Source organism: Streptomyces sp. NPDC047315, from assembly GCF_040643215.1.
GTDB lineage: Bacteria > Actinomycetota > Actinomycetes > Streptomycetales > Streptomycetaceae > Streptomyces.
Genome location: NZ_JBEYTZ010000053.1, coordinates 17,267 through 35,561 on the forward strand (window position 1 = coordinate 17,267; position 18,295 = coordinate 35,561).

The 18,295-nt window shown below is 73.3% G+C and carries 17 protein-coding genes and 1 pseudogene; 7 read left to right on the forward strand and 11 right to left on the reverse strand.

Annotation, left to right across the window (positions count from 1 at the left end; all coding sequences use genetic code 11):
* Positions 1-317: 317 nt before the first annotated feature.
* The gene (locus tag ABZ842_RS36290; protein WP_361547194.1) at positions 318-2,759 is read left to right on the forward strand and encodes a SpoIIE family protein phosphatase; all 2,442 of its coding nucleotides are present in this window, start codon (positions 318-320) and stop codon (positions 2,757-2,759) included.
* Between the two features lie 47 nt (positions 2,760-2,806).
* Positions 2,807-3,709, forward strand: coding sequence for an RNA polymerase sigma-70 factor (locus ABZ842_RS36295; protein ID WP_361547197.1), 903 nt, complete (start codon positions 2,807-2,809; stop codon positions 3,707-3,709).
* 18 nt (positions 3,710-3,727) lie between these two features.
* On the opposite strand, the gene ABZ842_RS36300 is transcribed toward ABZ842_RS36295, so the two are convergent.
* The gene (locus ABZ842_RS36300; protein WP_361547200.1) at positions 3,728-4,393 is read right to left on the reverse strand and encodes a response regulator transcription factor; all 666 of its coding nucleotides are present in this window, start codon (positions 4,391-4,393) and stop codon (positions 3,728-3,730) included.
* The gene (locus tag ABZ842_RS36305; RefSeq protein WP_361547203.1) at positions 4,390-5,595 is read right to left on the reverse strand and encodes a sensor histidine kinase; all 1,206 of its coding nucleotides are present in this window, start codon (positions 5,593-5,595) and stop codon (positions 4,390-4,392) included. The genes ABZ842_RS36300 and ABZ842_RS36305 overlap by 4 nt, the downstream gene beginning before the upstream one ends.
* A 133-nt stretch (positions 5,596-5,728) precedes the next feature.
* On the opposite strand from ABZ842_RS36305, the gene ABZ842_RS36310 reads away from it, so the two are divergent.
* From ABZ842_RS36310 to ABZ842_RS36320, 3 genes are read left to right on the forward strand one after another with little or no spacing between them, the layout of a single operon-like run.
* Entirely contained in the window at positions 5,729-6,640 is a 912-nt protein-coding gene (locus ABZ842_RS36310) for an ATP-binding cassette domain-containing protein (RefSeq protein ID WP_361547206.1), read from the forward strand.
* Positions 6,637-7,476, forward strand: coding sequence for an ABC transporter permease (locus tag ABZ842_RS36315; protein ID WP_361547208.1), 840 nt, complete (start codon positions 6,637-6,639; stop codon positions 7,474-7,476). Before ABZ842_RS36310 ends, ABZ842_RS36315 begins: the two co-directional genes overlap by 4 nt.
* A 17-nt stretch (positions 7,477-7,493) precedes the next feature.
* Positions 7,494-7,673 carry a hypothetical protein gene (locus ABZ842_RS36320; RefSeq protein ID WP_361547211.1) on the forward strand — a complete coding sequence of 60 codons (180 nt, stop codon included), beginning with the start codon at positions 7,494-7,496 and terminating at the stop codon, positions 7,671-7,673.
* A gap of 33 nt (positions 7,674-7,706) precedes the next feature.
* Here the strand turns inward: ABZ842_RS36320 and ABZ842_RS36325 are convergent, their stop codons facing one another.
* Positions 7,707-8,366: a LysE family translocator gene (locus ABZ842_RS36325; RefSeq protein WP_361547214.1), complete on the reverse strand. Its 660-nt coding sequence runs from the start codon at positions 8,364-8,366 to the stop codon at positions 7,707-7,709.
* Positions 8,367-8,532: 166 nt separating this feature from the next.
* Positions 8,533-9,165 (reverse strand): TetR/AcrR family transcriptional regulator C-terminal ligand-binding domain-containing protein, encoded by a 633-nt coding sequence (locus tag ABZ842_RS36330; RefSeq protein ID WP_361547217.1) that lies wholly within the window; start codon positions 9,163-9,165, stop codon positions 8,533-8,535.
* A 100-nt stretch (positions 9,166-9,265) separates the two neighbouring features.
* Between ABZ842_RS36330 and ABZ842_RS36335 the strand changes: the two genes are divergently transcribed.
* Positions 9,266-10,336 carry an aldo/keto reductase gene (locus ABZ842_RS36335; protein WP_361547220.1) on the forward strand — a complete coding sequence of 357 codons (1,071 nt, stop codon included), beginning with the start codon at positions 9,266-9,268 and terminating at the stop codon, positions 10,334-10,336.
* 24 nt (positions 10,337-10,360) lie between these two features.
* On the opposite strand, the gene ABZ842_RS36340 is transcribed toward ABZ842_RS36335, so the two are convergent.
* The 7 genes from ABZ842_RS36340 to ABZ842_RS36370 all read right to left on the reverse strand — a co-directional run bounded on the left by ABZ842_RS36340 (position 10,361) and on the right by ABZ842_RS36370 (position 17,687).
* On the reverse strand, positions 10,361-11,320 hold the full coding sequence (locus tag ABZ842_RS36340) for a PfkB family carbohydrate kinase (protein ID WP_361547223.1): 960 nt from the start codon (positions 11,318-11,320) through the stop codon (positions 10,361-10,363).
* The gene (locus ABZ842_RS36345; RefSeq protein WP_361547226.1) at positions 11,317-12,306 is read right to left on the reverse strand and encodes a zinc-dependent alcohol dehydrogenase family protein; all 990 of its coding nucleotides are present in this window, start codon (positions 12,304-12,306) and stop codon (positions 11,317-11,319) included. The genes ABZ842_RS36340 and ABZ842_RS36345 overlap by 4 nt, the downstream gene beginning before the upstream one ends.
* Complete coding sequence (locus ABZ842_RS36350; RefSeq protein ID WP_361547229.1) at positions 12,303-13,169, reverse strand: carbohydrate ABC transporter permease; 867 nt, start codon at positions 13,167-13,169, stop codon at positions 12,303-12,305. The genes ABZ842_RS36345 and ABZ842_RS36350 overlap by 4 nt, the downstream gene beginning before the upstream one ends.
* Positions 13,166-14,179, reverse strand: a complete 1,014-nt coding sequence (locus tag ABZ842_RS36355; protein ID WP_361547232.1) for a sugar ABC transporter permease — start codon at positions 14,177-14,179, stop codon at positions 13,166-13,168. The genes ABZ842_RS36350 and ABZ842_RS36355 overlap by 4 nt, the downstream gene beginning before the upstream one ends.
* On the reverse strand, positions 14,176-15,525 hold the full coding sequence (locus ABZ842_RS36360; RefSeq protein WP_361547242.1) for a sugar ABC transporter substrate-binding protein: 1,350 nt from the start codon (positions 15,523-15,525) through the stop codon (positions 14,176-14,178). Before ABZ842_RS36360 ends, ABZ842_RS36355 begins: the two co-directional genes overlap by 4 nt.
* A gap of 131 nt (positions 15,526-15,656) precedes the next feature.
* Positions 15,657-16,418 (reverse strand): DeoR/GlpR family DNA-binding transcription regulator, encoded by a 762-nt coding sequence (locus ABZ842_RS36365; protein ID WP_361547245.1) that lies wholly within the window; start codon positions 16,416-16,418, stop codon positions 15,657-15,659.
* A 432-nt stretch (positions 16,419-16,850) separates the two neighbouring features.
* A complete protein-coding gene (locus tag ABZ842_RS36370; protein ID WP_361547235.1) occupies positions 16,851-17,687 on the reverse strand; it encodes a nitroreductase/quinone reductase family protein in 837 nt (278 codons plus the stop codon).
* A gap of 502 nt (positions 17,688-18,189) precedes the next feature.
* Here ABZ842_RS36370 and ABZ842_RS36375 point away from each other — a divergent pair.
* Positions 18,190-18,295 (forward strand): annotated as a pseudogene (locus ABZ842_RS36375) (toxic cation resistance protein); the annotation flags it as partial.

Genomic DNA, 18,295 nt, shown 5'->3' on the forward strand with positions numbered 1-18,295 from the left:
CCGCCCGGTGCGGCCCCTCTTCCGACGGGCGCGAAGGGCCCGTGGCCAGGCAGCACGCCCGTACCGCGCACCCCGCCGCGACCGTGCGGGACGTCCGGTTTCCACGCCCCCGCGATCTCCGCCCGCCTTCCGCTCCGCCATCTCCCTTCCCTACCGGCCGCCGCACCATAGAGTGGGCGGCCACGGCGAGGGCCGCATCTCAGCCGTCCCCGGCTCGCCCCTTGCCCTGAACCACTGCGCACGGCCACGGCTTCTTGGGGGCGATTCGGGCCTTGACCAGGCAATACTTTGCGTTCTGCGGAACAGAATTCGCAGGCGTGTACCTCTTAGGCGAACACGGCGACCGGCTGGAGCTGGCCGAGACCGCCGACGGCCCCGACGCTGAGTACGACATGCCTCCCGCCGTCCACCTCGCGAGCCGCTCACCGGTCGCCGAATCGTTTCGCACGGGCAGGGCGCGCTGGCTCGACCCCACCGCCCTGCTCGACGTCACCGCGCGCCTCGACCCCGACGGCCCGTTGGACCACAGCGCGGACGACGAGCACCACCAAGCCGCGGACACCGAGCTGCGGGACCTGGTCAAGAGCTGGCCGCCCGGCTCGTCGCTGGCGGTCCTCCCGCTCGGCGGGCACGCCAGCCGGCGCGGCGCCCTGGTGGTCGCGGGCGTGGCGCCCGAGGGCTTCGACGTGGACCGGCGCCATCTGCTGGAGCTGTACGCGGACCAGGTGGCCGCCGGCATCGAGGCGTACGAGGTCACCCGGCGCCGCACCCCCCGCCCGGACCGCAGCACCGGCCTGGTGCCGCTGCGCAGCGGCGCGTTCACGCTGGACCTCGCGACCGGCACCATGACGGCGGACGAGCGGGTGCTGGACCTGCTCGGGCTGCCGCCCGGCGAGTTCGACGGCCGGGCCGCGACCCTGGTGGGCTGCGCCGTCCCGGACGACGTACCGGCGCTGATGTCCGTGGTCGAGCCGGGGCTGTGGTCCTCGTCCGAGCACCAGCTCGCGTTCCGCATCCGCTGCCTCAACGGCGAGCTGCGCTGGCTGGGACTGCGCTGCCGGACCCTGCCCGCCGTCGACGGCACTCCCCGCCGGATGCTGGGCGTCCTCGCCGACGCCTCCTATCTGCGGCCCAGCGCCGACGAGGTCTCGCGGGTGCAGCGGCTCTCCGCCGAACTGGCCGGAGCGACGACCGTGCGCGACGTCAGCGAAGTGGTGGTGGCGGCGCTGCGCGAGCCGCTGAACGCCAGCCGGGTGGCGGTCGCGGAGGTGGAGGCGGAGCGGCTGGTCGTGACGATCCTCGATCCGGCCGACCCGGACGCCTGGCCCGACGTGTGGCGTTCGGAGTGGCGCTCGGAGTGGCCGGACGCCGCCCGCAGCGCCCTGCCCGCCGTCGGACGGGCTCTTCGGGACGGCGCGGTCACGGTGTGGCTGCCGGGCGCCGACCTGGAGCCGGACCTCACCCACATCGGGCCGGGCGGGCTCGCGATCCTCCCGCTCCAGGCCGACGGCCGGATGGTCGGCGTCTGCCTCGTCGGCTGGGACGAGGAGCACCGGTTCGAGCCGGAGGAGCGGTCCTTGCTGACGGCGACGGCGAGCCTGGTGGGGCAGGCGCTGATGCGCGCACACGCCCTGGACGCCCGGCACGAGTTGGCCCGCACCCTCCAACGGAGCCTGCTGCCGCGCAAGTTGCCGCGGCTGCCCGGGGGTCAGGCCGTGGCCCGCTATCTGCCGGCCACGGTGGGCCTGGAGGTCGGCGGCGACTGGTACGACGTGATACCGCTGTCGGACAGCCATGTGGCGCTGGTCATCGGCGACGTGCAGGGGCACAGCGCGGAGGCGGCCACCATCATGGGGCAGATGCGCACGGCCATCAGGGCGTACGCGGTCGAGGGCCATCCGCCCGACGTGGTCGTGAGCCTCGCCAACCGGCTCCTGACCGGCATGGAGACCGATCTCTTCGCGACCTGTTGCTATGTCGACCTGGACATGGAGGAGGGCGTCGCGCTGCTGGTCCGGGCGGGCCACATAGCGCCGTTGGTCAGACGCCCCGGCGGCGTCACCGAGGAGATAGCGGTGCGCGGCGGGCCGCCGCTGGGCATCCTGCCGGACGCCCGGTTCCCGATGACGGAGGCCCGGTTGGCGCCCGGGGGCGTGCTCGCCCTGTTGACGGACGGGCTGGTGGAGGCGTCGGGCCTGCCGTTGGACGACGGCGTGCAGCGGCTGCGGACCCTGTTCTCCGCCGCCGATCCGATGGACATCGGGCGGATGGCCGACGACCTGCTGGGGAACGTGGACAGCCGCGACGACGACGTGGCGCTGCTGCTGTTGCGGTACGACGGGACGGCCTCGCGTCCGCTGCGGGCCCAGTGGGCGGTGTGGCGGCTGCCGGACGCGATCGTGCACGCCCGTCGGTTCACGGCCCGCACGCTGCGCGCCTGGAGCGCGGGCGCGGACGTGACCGTGGACATGGACACAGCGCAGCTGATCGTCTCCGAGCTGGTCACCAACGCGGTCGCCCACACCCGGGGCCAGGTGCGGCTCGATCTGACGCTGACCGGGCGGCGGTTGAGGATCGCGGTGAACGACTCCTCCCCCAGGGCGCCGGTCCGCTCCACGGCGCTGGACCTGGAGGCGACCGGGGGTCGCGGTCTGGTGATCGTGCAGGCGCTCGCGACGGCGTACGGCTCGGTGCCGTTCGCGGGCGGGAAGCAGGTCTGGGCGGAGCTGCCCGTGGCCCCTGCGAACGCGGCTTCCTGACGCGTCGGCGACTTGTAACATGACGGTCCACCGACCGAAGGACGACGATGCGAGCCGGCGAGGAAGCGCACTCCCTGGACCGGGCGGCGCAGGAGTTCGTCGCCGTGCGGCCCCGGCTCTTCGGCATCGCGTACCGGATGCTCGGCAGCGCCGTGGAGGCCGAGGACGTCGTCCAGGAGGCGTGGTTGCGGTGGCAGGGGACGGACCGCGCAGCCGTCCGCGAGCCCGCCGCGTTCCTCACCACGGTCACCACGCGGCTGGCGATCAACGTGGCCCAGTCCGCCCGGGTGCGGCGCGAGTCGTACGTCGGTCCGTGGCTGCCCGAGCCCGTCGACACCAGCGCCGATCCGCAGTTGGGCGCGGAGCGGGCGGAGGCGCTGACCCTGGCGGTGCTGCACCTCCTGGAGCGGCTGAATCCGGTGGAGCGGGCCGCGTACGTGCTGCGGGAGGCGTTCGACTACCCGTACGGGCGGATCGCGCCGATCCTTTCGACGAGCGAGGCCAACGCGCGGCAGTTGGTGAGCCGGGCCCGCCGGCACCTGTCGGCGCCGCGCGCGGAGTCGGTGAGCCTGGCCGCGCACCGCCGGCTGTTGGAGGTGTTCCTCGCCGCCGCGCGGACCGGGGACCTGTCGGTGCTCGAAGAGGTCCTCGCCGAGGACGTGGTCAGCCACTCCGACGGCGGCGGCGCGCGCGGCGCGTCGAAGGTCCCGGTCGTCGGGCGCTCGCGGGTGTCCCGGTACCTCACGGCGTTCGCCCCGCGCTTTTGGCCCGGGGCTGACGTCCGCTGGGTGGAGGCCAACGGACTGCCCGCGGTCTTGGTGTCCAACGGCGGTCGGGCCGTGGCCCTGCTGTGCGTCGACGCGTCGCAGCGGGGCATCGAGCACATCATGTGGATCATCAGTCCGGCGAAGCTGGAGCGCTACGCCTCGGCGCTGCCGCAGGGGGTCTGATCCGTCCGTCCGCGCGGCTCAGTCGGCTCCCCGCGCCGGTGCGACCAGCCCCGACTCGTAGGCGATGATGACCAGTTGCACCCGGTCCCGGGCGTCCAGCTTCGTCAGGAGCCGGCTGACGTGGGCCTTCGCGGTGGCCGGGCTGATGTGCAGCCGGGCGGCGATCTCCCCGTTGGACAGGCCGCTGCCGACGAGGGTGAGCACCTCCTCCTCGCGTGCGGTGATGCCCGCCACCGGCGCGGGGCGCGGCGCGGCGGCGCGGGGGCGGGCCGCGAACTCCGCGATCAGCCGGCCGGTCACCTTCGGCGCGAGCAGTCCGTCGCCGGCGGCGACCACTTCGACGGCGGCGAGGATCTGGTCCATGTCCATGTCCTTGACGAGGAAGCCGCTCGCGCCGGCGCGGAGCGCCCCGTAGACGTACTCGTCGTCGTCGAACGTGGTGAGGATCAGCACCTTGGGGGGTGCGGTGGCGGCGGTGATCCGCCGGGTGGCCTCGATGCCGTCCATCCCGGGCATCCGGATGTCCATCACGACCACGTCCGGCGCCGCTCGGGCCGCGAGCCGTACGGCCTCCTCGCCGTTCGCCGCTTCGCCCACCACCTCAAGACCGGGGCGGTCGGCGATCAGCACCCGCAGCCCGTGCCTGACCAGTGGCTGGTCGTCGGTGAGCAGGACGCGGATCATGCGACCGCCACCGGCAGCGGGAGGCGCACCGCCACGCGGAAGCCGCCTTCGGGACGCGGTCCGGCCGTGAACTCGCCGTGCAGCAGCGCCGCCCGCTCCCGCATGCCCGTCAGCCCGTAGCCGGCCGCGCCGGGCAGCCCGGACCCGCCGCGGCCCTCGTCGGTGATCTCGATGGACAGGTCGTCCGGTGAGCAGTCGACGGTCACCCGGCAGGCGTCGGCCGTCGAGTGACGGGCCACGTTGGTGATCGCCTCCTGGATGATGCGGTATCCGGAGAGTTCGAGCTCCGCCGGCAGCGCCCGTCGTTCGCCGCGCCAGACGACGTCCACCCGCAGGCCCGCGTCCCGGCTGCGCCGCACCAGCGCTTCGACGTCGCCGAGGGTCGGTGCCGGTCCGTGCGGTGCGCCCGGGTTCGGGTCCGCCTGTCGCAGCGCGCCGAGCATCCGGCGCAGGCCGGCCAGGGTGTCGCGGCTGGTGTCCTCGATGGCGGCCAGCGCGTTGCGGGCCTCCGCCGGTTGGGTGTCGATGACGCGCCGGCCCGCGCCGGCCTGGATGGCGATGACGCCGATGCTGTGCGCCACCATGTCGTGCAGTTCCCGGGCGATCCTCAGCCGTTCGGCGACCACGGCCTGTTCGGCGGTGCGCCGCCGCAGGTCGGCCGCGTGCCGGCGGCGTTCGCGCACCGAGCGGCCGACCGTCCAGGCGGTGACGGTCATCAGGGCGAGGAAGGCGGAGGTGGCGAGGAAGGACGAGGAGCCGTCCCGGTAGTAGCTGGCGCCGGCGATCTGGGTGCCGAGCGCCGCGAGTGCGGCGAGGGTCGCGACCAGGCGCGGGCGGACGGCGGCGATCCGTCCCACAGTGACGTCGCTGAGGACCGCCTGGAGGAAGGCGATCTGCCATGCCTGCGTCTGCGCAGGTGGCGCGATACCCAAGACGTGCTGGTCCGCGGCCATGACCGAGTCCGTGAGCACGGTCGCCGCGAAGGAGGCGACGAGCAGCAGCGCGAGCGCGCCCGCCGGCCGGCGCAGCACCAGGGGCAGCAGGAGGACGGCGAGGAGGGCGGCCGGCAGCAGGCGCATGCCGGTCAACTGGGGGCCCTCGTTGAGGGCGACGACGTACAGCAGGGCGACGTACGCGAGCCCCGAGCACCAGGCCAGGGTCTCGACGACGGGCGACCGCGGAGCGTCCGGCGGGGCTTTCATGCGCCGCATCATAGGCAGCCGGCCGGGGCTTCGGCATGGGCCCGTGGGCGTACGCCCCGGGGCTGGGGCGGGTCTTCGATTGCCGCCGACGGTCCGATGCCCGGGCGGGGGGAGCGCCGGCAACGTGGGTCTGGTGATCGAAGCAACCGAACTCACCAAGAACTACGGGCGGGTCACCGCCGTCGACCGACTGTCCTTCACCGTGCGCCCGGGTGTGGTCACCGGGTTCCTGGGCCCCAACGGCGCGGGGAAGACGACAACGCTGCGGATGGTCCTCGGGCTGAACGAGCCCACGGGCGGCGCCGTCACCGTCGACGGGCGGCCGTTTCGCAGCCGGCCCCGCGGCCTGCGGCACGTCGGCGCCCTCCTGGACGCCCACGACGTGCACGGCGGCCGGAGCGCCCGGGCCCATCTCACGGCGCTGGCACTCGGCAACGGCCTGCCGCGCGAGCGGGTCGCCGCGGTGCTCGCGCAGGTGGGGCTCGCGGGCGCGGCCGGTCGGAGGATCGGCGGCTTCTCGTTGGGGATGAAGCAGCGGCTCGGCATCGCCGCGGCGCTGCTCGGCGATCCGCCCGTCCTCCTCTTCGACGAACCGCTCAACGGCCTCGACCCCGAGGGCGTGCTCTGGGTGCGCGGGCTGTTTCGGCAGTTGGCGGACGAGGGCCGCACCGTGCTCGTCTCCAGCCATCTGATGCGGGAGATGGAGCAGACCGCGGAAGAGCTGGTCGTCATCGGTCGCGGGCGACTGATCGCGGCCGAGGGGCTGAGGGACTTCGCGGCCCGCAGCACACCGCTGCGGGTGGGCGTGCGCACGCCGGACGCCGCCGCCCTGACCGAGCTGATGGTGCGCGAGGGCGCGACGGTCCGGGCGGAGGACGACGGATCGTCCACGGTGACGGGGCTCGCCGCGGAGCGCATCGGCGAACTCGCCTTCGCGCACGGGGTGCGGCTGTACGAACTCGCCCCGCGCCCGGCCTCCTTGGAGGAGGCGTTCATGGCCCTCACCGCAGACAGCGTCGAACACGCCGCAGGAGCCGCCCGATGACCCTCGTCGTGGACCCGGAGTCCGTGCGGCTGCGCCAGCTCGTCGCCGCCGAGTGGAGCAAGCTCTGGTCGTTGCGCTCCACCGCCTGGGTGCTCGGGGTCGGCGCGCTCACCGTGCTCGGCATCAATGTCAACGCGGCCGTCTCCAACGCGGACCGGCTGGCGCGGCAGCCACCGCCGCCATCGGGGTCCTCGGTCCTCCCCGAGATGGTGTTCGACCCGCTGCACACCGCGTTCGTCGAACCCGCCTGGCAGTTGCTGATCGTCCTCACGGCGGCGGTCGGCGGGGCGGTGGTCTTCGGCGAGTACGCCAGCGGTCTGATCCGTACGACCTTCGCCGCCGTGCCCGACCGGCGGGCCCTGGTTGCGGCCAAGGTGGTCGTGGTGTCGGCGGTGATGCTGGTCTTCGGCGCCGTCGTCTCCGGCGCCTCCTTCGGGATCACGCAAGGGGTGCTGCGGGACCACGGCGGTCTGTCACCGGGCGATCCGGGTGCGCTGCGCGCCGTTGCGGCGGGCGCCCTGCTGGCGCCGGTGTGCGCGCTGGTGGGCATGGCGGTGGGGGCCGTCGTGCGACACCCGGCGGCTTCCGTCGGCGCGGTCGTCGCCGTGCTGGTGCTCCTGCCGGCGCTCTTCCAGGGCGAACGCCACCGCTGGGTCAAGGAGATCGGCAACGCCATGCCGCTCAGCGCCTGGCGGCGGCTGGTGGTGAACCCGGAGCGGACGCACGGCCTGGGCAAGTATCCGTTGACGGTCGCGGAGGCGTGGATCGTGTACGGGGCGTGGGCCGTGGTCGCCGTGGCCGTCGCCGTGTGGGTGGTGGGGCGCCGGGACGTGTGAGGCGCCATACTGCGCACGTGCGCATCGCAGTGATGACGGCGGGCTCGCGCGGCGACGTGGCCCTCACGGCGGCGCTGCGCGAGGTGACGACGGACCGGGGGTACGGCGAGCGGGCCCGGGCGCTCGCCGTACGACTGGCCGGGGAGGACGGTGTACGGCCGGTGCGCACGGCCCTGGACGCCCTCGCCCGGGAATGAGACGGGCGCCGGTCCTGAAGCGCGTGCGTCGGGTCAGTCCTTGCGGCCGGTCGCGGCCACGGTGACGCCGAGGCCGATCATGGTCAGTCCGCCGACGCCGCCGACGAGGGAGAGCCGCTTGGGCGAGCGGGCGAACCAGGTGCGCGCCGTGGCGGCGCCGAGCCCCCACACGGTGTCCGAGACGAGCGCGATCGCGTTGAACACCAGGCCGAGCAGCAGCATTTGGAGGACGACGTTCCCCTGGCCGCGGTCGACGAACTGCGGAAGCACGGCGGCGAAGAACACGATCGTCTTGGGGTTCGACACCCCGACGAGGAACCCCTCCCAGAAGGTGCGCCGGCCCTCGTGCGCGGCTTCGCCCTCGCCGCTCGCACCGGTGCTTCCTTCGGCGGCGGCGGCCAACTGGCCGCGCCCCTGCCACGCCTTGACGCCGAGGTACACCAGGTAGCCGGCGCCGGCCAGCTTCAGCAGGGTGAACAGGAGGACCGAGCGCTCCACGAGGGACCCGACGCCCATCGCGACGGCGACGATCAGCGCGTAGGCCCCCACGGTGTTCCCGACCACGGAGGTCAGCGCGGCGCGGCGGCCCTGCGCCAGCGCCCGGCCGATGACGAACAGCACGCTCGGGCCCGGGACCACGATCAGCAGGAAGGACATGACGGCGAAGGCGAGCAGACGGTCAGCGGACACCATGACGCCATGCAAGCACGGGGCGGGGGCGCGCTTCCAGGCATTTGCCACTTCGGGCGACGGGACGGCCCGTGGATCACCGAGATCACGGGGGAACCGTCGGGCACCGCCGGCGCGTGACGATCACTTGGTGATGACGGACGGCGCGCTGGAAGGGTGGTGCTCGTGCTCAGTCCGCGCCGGGCCCGTCGGTCCTGGGGTACGCACCGGCGCGCGCAGCCGCGGCTGCGGCGCGCGCGGCCCGGTCCGCCGCGGCTTCGTCGAGGCGGTCCCCGCTGGCCAGCAGCCGGTAGTAGAGCGGGGCGGACACGGCGCGGATCACCTCGTCAGGATCGGTGTCCTTGGGCAACTCTCCCCGGTCCACCGCTTGTTGCACGCAGGGAGCCCACTCCGCGATGCGCGTCGCGTAGAAGCGGTGCAGCGCGTCGGCGGTCTTCGCGTCACAGGTGGCGGCGGCGATGACGGCCCGGAACAGCGCCCCTTGCCGCGGGTCGGTCAGCGTCCGCTGCACCAGCCGGGCGTGGGCCGTCAGATCGTCGACGAGCGAGCCGGTCTCGGTGCGGGGCAGCGACTGCTCGGCCATGTCCTGCAGCAGGTCGGCGACCAGGCCGGTGACCGTGCCCCAGCGGCGATAGACCGTCGTCTTACCCACCTCCGCCCGGCGCGCCACGTCCGCGAGGTCGAGATGGACGAAGCCGCGCTCCGCCAGGGCGTCACCGGCCGCCCTGAGCACGGCCGTCCGTACGCGCGCCGTTCGCCCACCGGGGCGAACGCTCCCCGGTTCCGCATCAACCGAACCCATAACGGGACTCCCGTTCCGTTAGTTTCTCCGCTACGCTGACGCCATACTAACGGAACCGCAGGCCCGTTAACAGGCTGTCGTGGGCACGTGAGGAGCAGACATGGAACACAGGCGACTGGGCACGTCCGGGCTCAAGGTCCCCGTGCTGAGCTTCGGCGCCGGGACGTTCGGCGGGCGCGGACCGCTCTTCGGCGGCTGGGGGAACACCGATGCCCGCGAGGCCCGCCGGCTCGTCGACATCTGCATCGACGCCGGGGTCACGATGTTCGACACCGCCGACGTCTACTCGCAGGGCGCATCCGAAGAGGTGTTGGGCGAGGCGATCCGGGGCCGCCGCGACCAGGTGATCGTCTCCACCAAGGCCGGGCTGCCGATGGGCGAAGGACCGGGCGACGCGGGCACCTCGCGCACCCGGCTGATCACCGCGGTCGACGACGCCCTGCGACGGCTCGGCACGGACCACATCGACCTCTTCCAACTGCACGCCTTCGACGCCGGCACCCCCGTCGACGAGGTGCTGTCGGCCCTCGACGACCTCGTCCGGGCGGGGAAGGTCCGCTACCTCGGGATCTCCAACTTCTCCGGCTGGCAGGCGATGAAGTCCCTGGCCCTCGCGGAGCGGCACGGCCGTACGCGCTACGTGGCGCACCAGGTGTACTACTCGCTCATCGGCCGCGACTACGAGTGGGAGCTGATGCCGCTCGGGCTGGACCAGGGGCTCGGTGCGCTGGTGTGGAGCCCGCTGGGCTGGGGGCGGCTGACCGGGGCGATCCGCCGCGGCCGGCCGCTGCCCGAGGGCAGCCGGCTGCACAGCACGGCCGACTTCGGGCCGCCGGTCGAGGACGCGTACCTCTACGACGTCGTCGACGCGCTGGACGAGGTCGCGCGGGAGACCGGGAAGGCGATCCCGCAGGTCGCCATCGCCTGGCTGCTCCAGCGGCCGACCGTGTCGTCCGTGATCATCGGCGCACGCACCGAGGAGCAGTTGCGGCAGAACCTGGGCTCCGTGGGCTGGTCGCTCAGCGCCGACCAGGTGGCGCGGCTCGACGCGGCGAGCCACCGTACGGCCCCTTACCCGTACTTCCCCTACCAACGCCAAGAGGGCTTCGCCCGTCTGAGCCCCCCGCCGGTGGGCCCGCACGCGGGCGCGTCCCTGAGCTTCGGGACGTAGCCGCCGTGGCCCTGCGGGCACGACCTAGGCGCGCCGGATCCCCGCGGGCGGGGGGCCCAGCTCGGGGCGGGTCGGCGGGTCGGCGCCCGCCCGTGCCACGGTGACGGCCGCCGCCCGCGCCGCGAGGGCGAGCGCATCCGTCACGGCCCGGTCGTCGCCTCCGGCGTACAGGCGCCGGCGGGCCGCGGGCGAGCCGAGCAACCCGGCCCGCAGCAGCCCGCTGAGCAGCCCGGTCATGAACGCGTCACCGGCGCCCACGGTGTCCTTGACGTCGGTCGGCGGCGCCGGGACGGCGTAGCTGCGCCCCCGCCACCACGCGAGGGCGCCGTCAGCGCCGCAGGTGAGGACCACCAGGGCCGGGCCGATGCCGGCCCAGCGCCGCGCGGTGTCCTGCGCCGGCTGCTCCGGCACCAGCCACTCAAGGTCCTCCCGGCCCGCCTTCACCACGTCGCTCAGCGCCACGCACTGCTCCACGCGCGGGCGTTCGCGGTCCGCGGGCCCGAGCAGCGCGGGGCGGGGGTTGGGGTCGTACGACACCGTGGTCAGGGGTCTGGCCCGGGCGACGGCGGCCCGCACGACGTCGGCCCCGGGCGCGAGCGCCGTGGCGAGGGAGCCGGTGTGCAGATGGGGGTGGCCGGGCGGCGCGTCCCAGGCCCGCGGGGCCCAGGTGAAGTCGAAGGCGTACGTGGCGGCGCCGTCCGCGTCGAGCGCGGCGGTCGCCGTCGGGGTGGGCTCGTCCGTGACCGATCCGGCGGAGAGCGTGACCCCGCTGGCGTGCAGTCGGGACAGCAGCAGCCGGCCGCGGCGGTCGTCGCCGATCCTGGTGCCGAGCTCCACGCGGTGGCCGAGGCGGGCGAGGCCGAGGGCAACGTTCGCGGGGCTGCCGCCGGGGCGTTCGGTGCGCTTGCCGTCCGGTGCGAGCAGGACGTCGGTGAGCGCCTCCCCCACGATCCACGCGTCGAAGCCGACGGCCCGGCGGGTCACGGCACCACCAGGATCTTGCGGCCACGGCCCGCCCGGAACTGGTCGAGGGCCGCGGCGTAGCCGGACAGCGGCAGCCGGTCGCTGATGAGCACCGCCGGGTCGAGCACGCCCGTCGCGAAGAGTTCGGCCGCCCGCTCGTAGCTGTGCAGCACGGCCATCGAGCCGGTGATGGTGATCTCCTCGTGGTAGATCCGGTACGGCTCGATGACGGCGCGGGCGGCGTAGTCGGCGACGCCGAACTGGAGGTAGGTGCCACCGCGGGCCACCCTCCCGATGGCGTCTTGGATGGCGCCTTCGTTGCCGGTGGCGTCGATGACGACGTCCCAGCCGCGCCCCTGGTCGAGTTCATCGGCGCTGACCGCCGCCCCGCTGCATCCGAGCGTACGGGCCGCGACCAGCCGTTCGGGGTTGTTGTCCACCACGTCGACGGCGACGGCCCCGGTGCGTTTGGCCAGCTCCAGCAGGATCAGGCCCATCGTTCCCGATCCGTAGATCAGGACGGCGGCGCCCAGGTTGCTGCGCAGCACGTCGTAGCCGCGCACGGCGCAGGACAGCGGTTCGACCAGCGCCGCGTCCGCCAGCGGCACGTGGTCGGGCAGCTTCACGCAGTTGGCGGCGGGCGCCAGCGCGAACTCGGCGGCGGCGCCGGGCGCGGTGACCCCGATGGCCGCGTACCGCTCGCAGAGGTTGCCGCGGCCTGCGCGGCAGTAGCGGCACTCCCGGCAGTGCAGGGACGGGTCGACGGCGACCCGGTCCCCGGTGACGATGCCGTACACCTCGGCGCCGACGGCGACGACCTCGCCGGCGAACTCGTGGCCGGGGACGATGGGCAGGGAGGGCGCGAACTCCCCTTGGAGGATGTGCAGGTCGGTGCCGCACAGGCCGCACGCGGCGACGTCGACCACCACGTCCTTGGGGCCGGGCGCGGGGTCGTCGAGGGATTCGATGGTGACGGTTCCTGGGGAGCTGATGACGGCGGCTTTCACTTGACGGCTCCGAGTGACAGGCCCTGGACGAGTCGGTCCTGGGCGGCGAATCCGGCGATGAGGACGGGCAGTGAGATGCAGACGGCGGCGGCGGAGACCTTCGCCAGGAACAGGCCCTGGCTGGTGACGAAGCCGGTGAGGTGGACCGGTGCGGTGCCGGCGACGACCCCGGTGAGCACCCGGGCGAAGAGCAGTTCGTTCCAGCTGAAGATGAAGGAGATCAGTGCGGTGGCGGCGATGCCGGGGGCGGCGATCGGGGCGACGATCCGCATCAGCACGGTCGGCAGCCCCGCTCCGTCGACGGCCGCGGCCTCCCACATCTCCCGGGGGACCTCGGCGAGGAAGGACCGCATCATCCACACCGCGACCGGCAGGTTCATGGCCGTGTACAGGACCATCAGCAGCCAGACGTTGTCGAGCAGCCCGGTGTCCTTGGCGATGAGGTACAGCGGCAGCAGGGCGGCGACGGGCGGCAGCATCTTCGTGGAGAGGAAGAAGAACAGCACGTCGCTCCGCTTGCGGACCGGTTTGACGGCCAGGGCGTACGCGGCCGGTACCGCGAGCAGCAGCACGAGCAGGGTCGAGCCGAGGCTCGCGCTCAGGGAGTTGAGCAGCGGGGGCCAGGGGCTGACGCCGGAGCCCGCACCGAAGAACTCCCGGTAGCCCTGCAAGGTCAGCTCCGCACCGAGGCGCGGCGGGTTGGCGGCGGCGTCCGTCTCGTGGTGGAAGGAGGTGAGGACCATCCAGCCGAAGGGGAGGAAGAAGAGCAGTCCGCACAGCCAGGCCGCCGGGGTCAGGGCGAGGGAGCCGCGCCGCAGCGCGGAGGAGCGCCCGGCCTCCCTGGTCGGGGGTGTCGTCGTCATGAGGACTCCGCACGCAGCAGGGACGAGACGGTGCGCAGCGCCAGGGTGGCGATGAGCAGGGAGCAGACGAGGACGATGACGCCCTGCGCGGAGGCCAGCCCGTAGTCGTGGGCCTGGTAGAAGGTGTCGTAGATGCTGTAGGGGAGGTTGGCGGAGCCCAGGCCGCCGGAGGTGAGGGTGAAGACGGCGTCGAAGTTCTGGACGACGTGGATGCTGCCGAGCAGCAGGGCGAGTTCCAGGTAGCGGCGCAGGTGCGGCAGGGTCAGGTGGACGAAGACCTGCCAGGGGCTCGCGCCGTCGACCCGGGCGGCCTCCAGGGTGTCGGGGGCGCGGCTTTGCAGCCCGGCGAGCAGGATCAGCATCATGAACGGCGTCCACTGCCAGATCAGGGAGAGCGCGACCGCCGCAAGCGGGTCGGTGGACAGCCAGTCGGTCTGCGGCGGGTCGTCGCTGCCGAAGAGCCGCCACACCGCCGTGAGCACCCCGTTGATCAGGCCGTACGAGGCGTTGTAGAGGGCGTGCTTCCACAGCAGCGCGGCGGCGATCGGGACCACGAGGAACGGGGTGATCAGCAGGGTGCGGACGATGCCGCGGCCGGGGAAGCGGCGGTCCATCAGCAGGGCGAGGCCGAGGCCCAGCAGCAGGCTGACGAGCACCACCCCCGCGGTGAGCTGGACCGTGGTCAGCATGGCGGCGCGCAGGTCGGGGTCGGTGAGGGCGGTGCGGTAGTTCTCCAGGCCGCCGAAGCCCCGGTCGTCGGGGTCGAGGGCGTTCCAGCGCAGGAAGGAGATCACGACCGTGCCGACGAAGGGCAGTTGCGTGACCACGATCAGGAAGACCAGGGCGGGCAGCAGGGGTGCGCGCCGCGCCCACGCTCCCGTCCGCTTCCGGCCTGCCGGGCGCTGAGGTCGGGCCGTTGCCGGCGGGTGCGGGGCGGTGCGCGGACCGCGGCGCGGCGCCGGTGCCTCGGCGGCCGTGGCCGAGTCGCGGGGCGTACGGGCGCCGCTCATCGCTTCGCGTATTCGGCGGCGACGTCGGCGGCCAGGGACTGGCTGCGCCGCAGCGCCTGCGCGACGTCCACGCGCCCGGCGATGGCGGCGCTGATCTGTCGGGACACCTCGGTGCCGAGGTCGGTGAACTCGGGGATGCCGACGAACTGGATGCCGGGGGCCGGTCGGGTCTGCACCCCGGGGTTGAGGGGGTCGACCGAAGTCAGTGCGGTGCGGGTGGGTTCGGCGAACGCCTTGGCGGCGGCGGTGTAGCGGGGGTTGGCGTAGGTGGAGGCCCTCTTGCCGGCGGGCACCCGGGACCAGCCGAGTTCCTCACCGACCAGGTTCTCGTACTCCTTGCCCGACGCCCAGGAGATGAACTTCCACGCCGCGCCCTGGTTCCGGCTCGCCTTCTGCACGCCCCAGGCCCAGGTGTAGAGCCAGCCGGAGCTCTTCGTGCGCTCGACCGGGGCGGGGGCGTAGCCGATCTTCCCGGCGACGGGGGACCCCGCGCGCTCCAGCGATCCGGCGGCGGAGGTGGCGTCGTACCACATGGCGGCCTTGCCCTGCTCCATGGTGTTGAGGCATTCGGTGAACCCGGCCTGGGCGGCGCCGGGTTGGCCGTGGGCGCGGACGAGGTCGACGTAGAAGCGGGTCGCGCGGGTGAATTCGGGGCTGTCGACGCGGGCCTTCCAACCCTTGTCGAACCAGGTGCCGCCCATGGTGTTCACCACGGTCGTCAGGGGCGCCATGAGCTGTCCCCAGCCGGGCTGACCGCGCAGGCAGATCCCCTTCATCCCGGGTGCTGCGCCGTCCGCGGCGGCGGCCAACTCGGCGACCTGGGTCCAGGTCGGACGCTCCGGCATGGTCAGCTTGCGGGCCGCGAAGACGTCCTTGCGGTACATCAGGAAGCTGGACTCGCCGTAGAAGGGCTGGGCGTAGCTCTGGCCGTCGACGGTCAGCGACTGCCGGACGGCGGGCAGCACGTCCTGCTGGTCGAAGGCGATGTCCTTGCGCACGTGGTCGGTGAGCGGCGCCAGCCAGCGGTTCGCTGCGTAGATCGGGGTCTCGTAGTTGCTGATGCTCGCCACGTCGTACTGGCCGGCCTGGGAGCTGAAGTCCTGGCTGATCTTGTCGCGGACGTCGTTCTCGGGCAGGGCGGTGAAGTGGACCTCGATGCCGGTGGCCTTGGTGAAGTGCTTCGCGGTGAGCTTCTGCAAGTCCACCATCTGCGGGTTGTTCACCATGAGCACCCGCAGGGAGCGCCCTTGGGATGCGTCGGCCGAGCCGCCTGCGCCGGCGCAGCCGGCCAGGAGGGTGAGGCCGAGGAGTGCGGCTCCGCTCGCCTTGAGGGGGCGGCGGAGCATGGGCGGTTGCGGTGTCATGCGGGTTCCTCCCGCGGGAATGGGCATGGGCATGCCAGTGATCGTGGTGAGGGTGTTCGCGGCGCGTCGATCGGCTCCGGAGCCGGGCGGCCCGGTGGTCGTCGCGCGGGGCCTCAGACCCGGACGACCTGCGGGCCGAGCAGGGAGTAGCGGTGTGCCTCGGCGATCGGCAGACCGGTGTCGGTGACGATGGTCTCGAAGTCGGTGACCTCGGCGAACCGGCAGAAGCTGCTGGCGCCGAACTTGCCGTGGTGGCCGAGGAAGACCCGGCGCCGCGACACCTGGATGGCCTTGGCCTTCACGTCGGCGACGACCGAGTCGGGCGTGGTGAGTCCGTACTCCCGCGAGATGCCGTTGGCCCCCAGGTACGCCAGGTCGATCACGAAGCCGTCGAGCATCGCGCAGGCCCAGGAGCCCACGGTGGCCAGGGTGCGGGCCCGCACCCGGCCGCCGAGCAGCAGGACGGTGACGTTCGCCGACTCCGCGACCGCGGCTGCCGTCGACAGCGAAGCCGTCACCACCGTCAGCGGGCGGTCCGTGGGCAGCAGGGCGGCCAGCAGCTGCGGGGTGTAGCCCTCGTCGACGAAGACCGTCTCCGCCCCGCCGAGGTGCCTGACCGCCTCGGCGGCGATCCGCCGCTTGTTCTCCGCGTGCATCGTCACGCGCTGCGCGAGCGTCGTCTCGAAGCCGGCGCTCTCCACGGGGTAGGCGCCGCCGTGGGTGCGGCGCACCAGCCCCCGGCGCTCCAGTTCGCTCAGGTCCCGGCGGATCGTCTCCGGCGCGACGCCGAAGTCCGACGCCAGGGCCGTGACCTCGACCCGGCCCAGCCGGCGCGCTTCCGCGAGGAGTCGCTGGTGGCGTTCTTCCGAACGTATCAACTGCCCCTTCTTTCACGTCCGCTCGGACATCTGGGGCCCGAATGGGCCCGCCAGAGTTTTATACCGCCGGCCGTGTGGGGGGAACGGGCCCGTTCGGGGCCGGGTGACGCCCGACTGTGACCGCGGCGCCGCGGCCGAGCGGCGGCGTACGCACAGCTCAGGTCGTCGCATCCGACGGCCACGGGGCAACGGGTGCCTGTTTGCACGGAAACAGGCGCCGCTTCGGCCCGTCTCCCGCGGCCTCCTGCCGCGCTCGGGCGTTCGGGCACTCCGGCAGGGAACACCGGTTCGCCCGTCGGCGCCGCCGACACCCGCACGCCCCCGACGCCCCCCGAATCGGTTCACGCCCGCCGGAAAAGCGGCGTACCGGCGGGTCCGTACGCGCCGGGTGGCGGCGTGCGGACCGCGCCGGTACCGGTGCGGTGTCGGTCAGCCGTCGATCAGCGGGATCAACTGGGCCTCCTCGTGGTCCAGATGGGCGTTCAGCTCGGCGGCGAGCCGGTCGACCTCCGCCAGGACCGTCTCCCGTTCGACGTCCTGCGCGGTGACGACCCGCTGGAGTTCGTCGAGGAGCGCGGCGATCTTCTGGTGCTCCTCGTCCAGGAGCGCCACGACGCCGGCGGCCTCGGGGGACCGCTCCGCGATCAGGGGGAACATGCCCTGGTCCTCGGCGGTGTGATGGGCGCGCACGCCCTGGCACAGGGTCAGGCAGTTCACCCGCAGCTGCGACCCGAGACCCGGTCCGAAGGAGGCGACCTCGGCGCGGATCAGTTCGATCTCGCGCCGCATCCCGCCGTGGATGCGCTTCAGCATCGTCCCGAAGGACGTGGCTCCGCTGACGTTCGGCGGCCCCGTGTCGATGGCGTGCAGGGCGACGACGGGGATCACCCGGTCCGTCTTGGCCTGGTACGCGGCCCAGCCGTCGGACGTCTCGACGGCGCGGGCGAAGGCCCGGTCGCGCTCCTCGTCGACGAGGACGACCGCTTCGGCCTCGTAGGTGAAGACGCCGTCCTCCACGGTGACCCGGGAGTTGGCCACGAGGTTGTGGTACCAGGCGGGGTGCCGGGGCGCGCCGCCCGCCGAGGCGATGACGAGCACGCGTTCGCCGCCGTCGGGCAGGTAGGCGACGGGGGTGGTGTGCCGGGTGCCGCTGCGCGCCCCGGTGGTGGTCAACAAGAGCAGCCGGCTCCCTTCGAACGGGCCGCCGACCTTGCCCGCGTTGGCCCGGAACTCCTCGATGATCTGCTGGTTGAAGTCGTTCGGCATTCTCTGCTTTCTGTGGCTTCTGTGGCTTCTGTGGCTTCTGCGCTCGTGGCGCTCTGCGTTGACGACGCTCTGCGCCCGGCCATGACGGGCGCCACTTCGTCGCGCGACGCACGCCCGAAGTGGTGGAGGTGGAGGGAGCAGGGTGAGGAAACGCGGTGGCGCAGCACAGCCGGCGCGCGCAGATGGGGGCGCAGGCGGGACGTCGCGTCCACGCTTCTCACAGGGAGGGGGACGCCATCAAGGGGCGGGCCTCGCGCCCGCGCCCGCCTCACTCAGAGGCCGGGCGTTCCTGGTGTTGTTGGCCTACGGCCGACCCGGCAGTCACATCGTGATCTTATCCACCCGACGGGCGGCGGGACAACCGAGAACGCCCCGACGCCGGAACGGGCCGCCCCCGCCCCGGCGCCACGGCCGCGGCAGGCCCGCGACCGGTGCGGCTAGCTCGTGTCCGCAAAGTCGAGCGTGGCTCGTGGGGCAGTGCCGCGCCTTCGCTGGCGCCCTGGTGCGTGTGCGCGACGACCTCCCGGTCCCCACCAAGCGCGCCGTGGACAACGCCGGCTTCTTCCACGCGGGCGAGGAGCCCTCGAAGGTCTCGGACAAGGAGCTGT

What these genes read in the sequence shown, in the direction of transcription:
- ABZ842_RS36300 (WP_361547200.1), bottom strand. Translation starts at nt 4,393, where the DNA reads ATGATCCGCGTCCTGCTCACCGACGACCAGCCACTGGTCAGGCACGGG.
- ABZ842_RS36355 (WP_361547232.1), bottom strand. Translation starts at nt 14,179, where the DNA reads ATGAGCGGCGCCCGTACGCCCCGCGACTCGGCCACGGCCGCCGAGGCA.
- ABZ842_RS36360 (WP_361547242.1), bottom strand. Translation starts at nt 15,525, where the DNA reads ATGCTCCGCCGCCCCCTCAAGGCGAGCGGAGCCGCACTCCTCGGCCTC.
- ABZ842_RS36335 (WP_361547220.1), top strand. Translation starts at nt 9,266, where the DNA reads ATGGAACACAGGCGACTGGGCACGTCCGGGCTCAAGGTCCCCGTGCTG.
- ABZ842_RS36370 (WP_361547235.1), bottom strand. Translation starts at nt 17,687, where the DNA reads ATGCCGAACGACTTCAACCAGCAGATCATCGAGGAGTTCCGGGCCAAC.
- ABZ842_RS36315 (WP_361547208.1), top strand. Translation starts at nt 6,637, where the DNA reads ATGACCCTCGTCGTGGACCCGGAGTCCGTGCGGCTGCGCCAGCTCGTC.
- ABZ842_RS36330 (WP_361547217.1), bottom strand. Translation starts at nt 9,165, where the DNA reads ATGGGTTCGGTTGATGCGGAACCGGGGAGCGTTCGCCCCGGTGGGCGA.
- ABZ842_RS36305 (WP_361547203.1), bottom strand. Translation starts at nt 5,595, where the DNA reads ATGAAAGCCCCGCCGGACGCTCCGCGGTCGCCCGTCGTCGAGACCCTG.
- ABZ842_RS36325 (WP_361547214.1), bottom strand. Translation starts at nt 8,366, where the DNA reads ATGGTGTCCGCTGACCGTCTGCTCGCCTTCGCCGTCATGTCCTTCCTG.
- ABZ842_RS36350 (WP_361547229.1), bottom strand. Translation starts at nt 13,169, where the DNA reads ATGACGACGACACCCCCGACCAGGGAGGCCGGGCGCTCCTCCGCGCTG.
- ABZ842_RS36295 (WP_361547197.1), top strand. Translation starts at nt 2,807, where the DNA reads ATGCGAGCCGGCGAGGAAGCGCACTCCCTGGACCGGGCGGCGCAGGAG.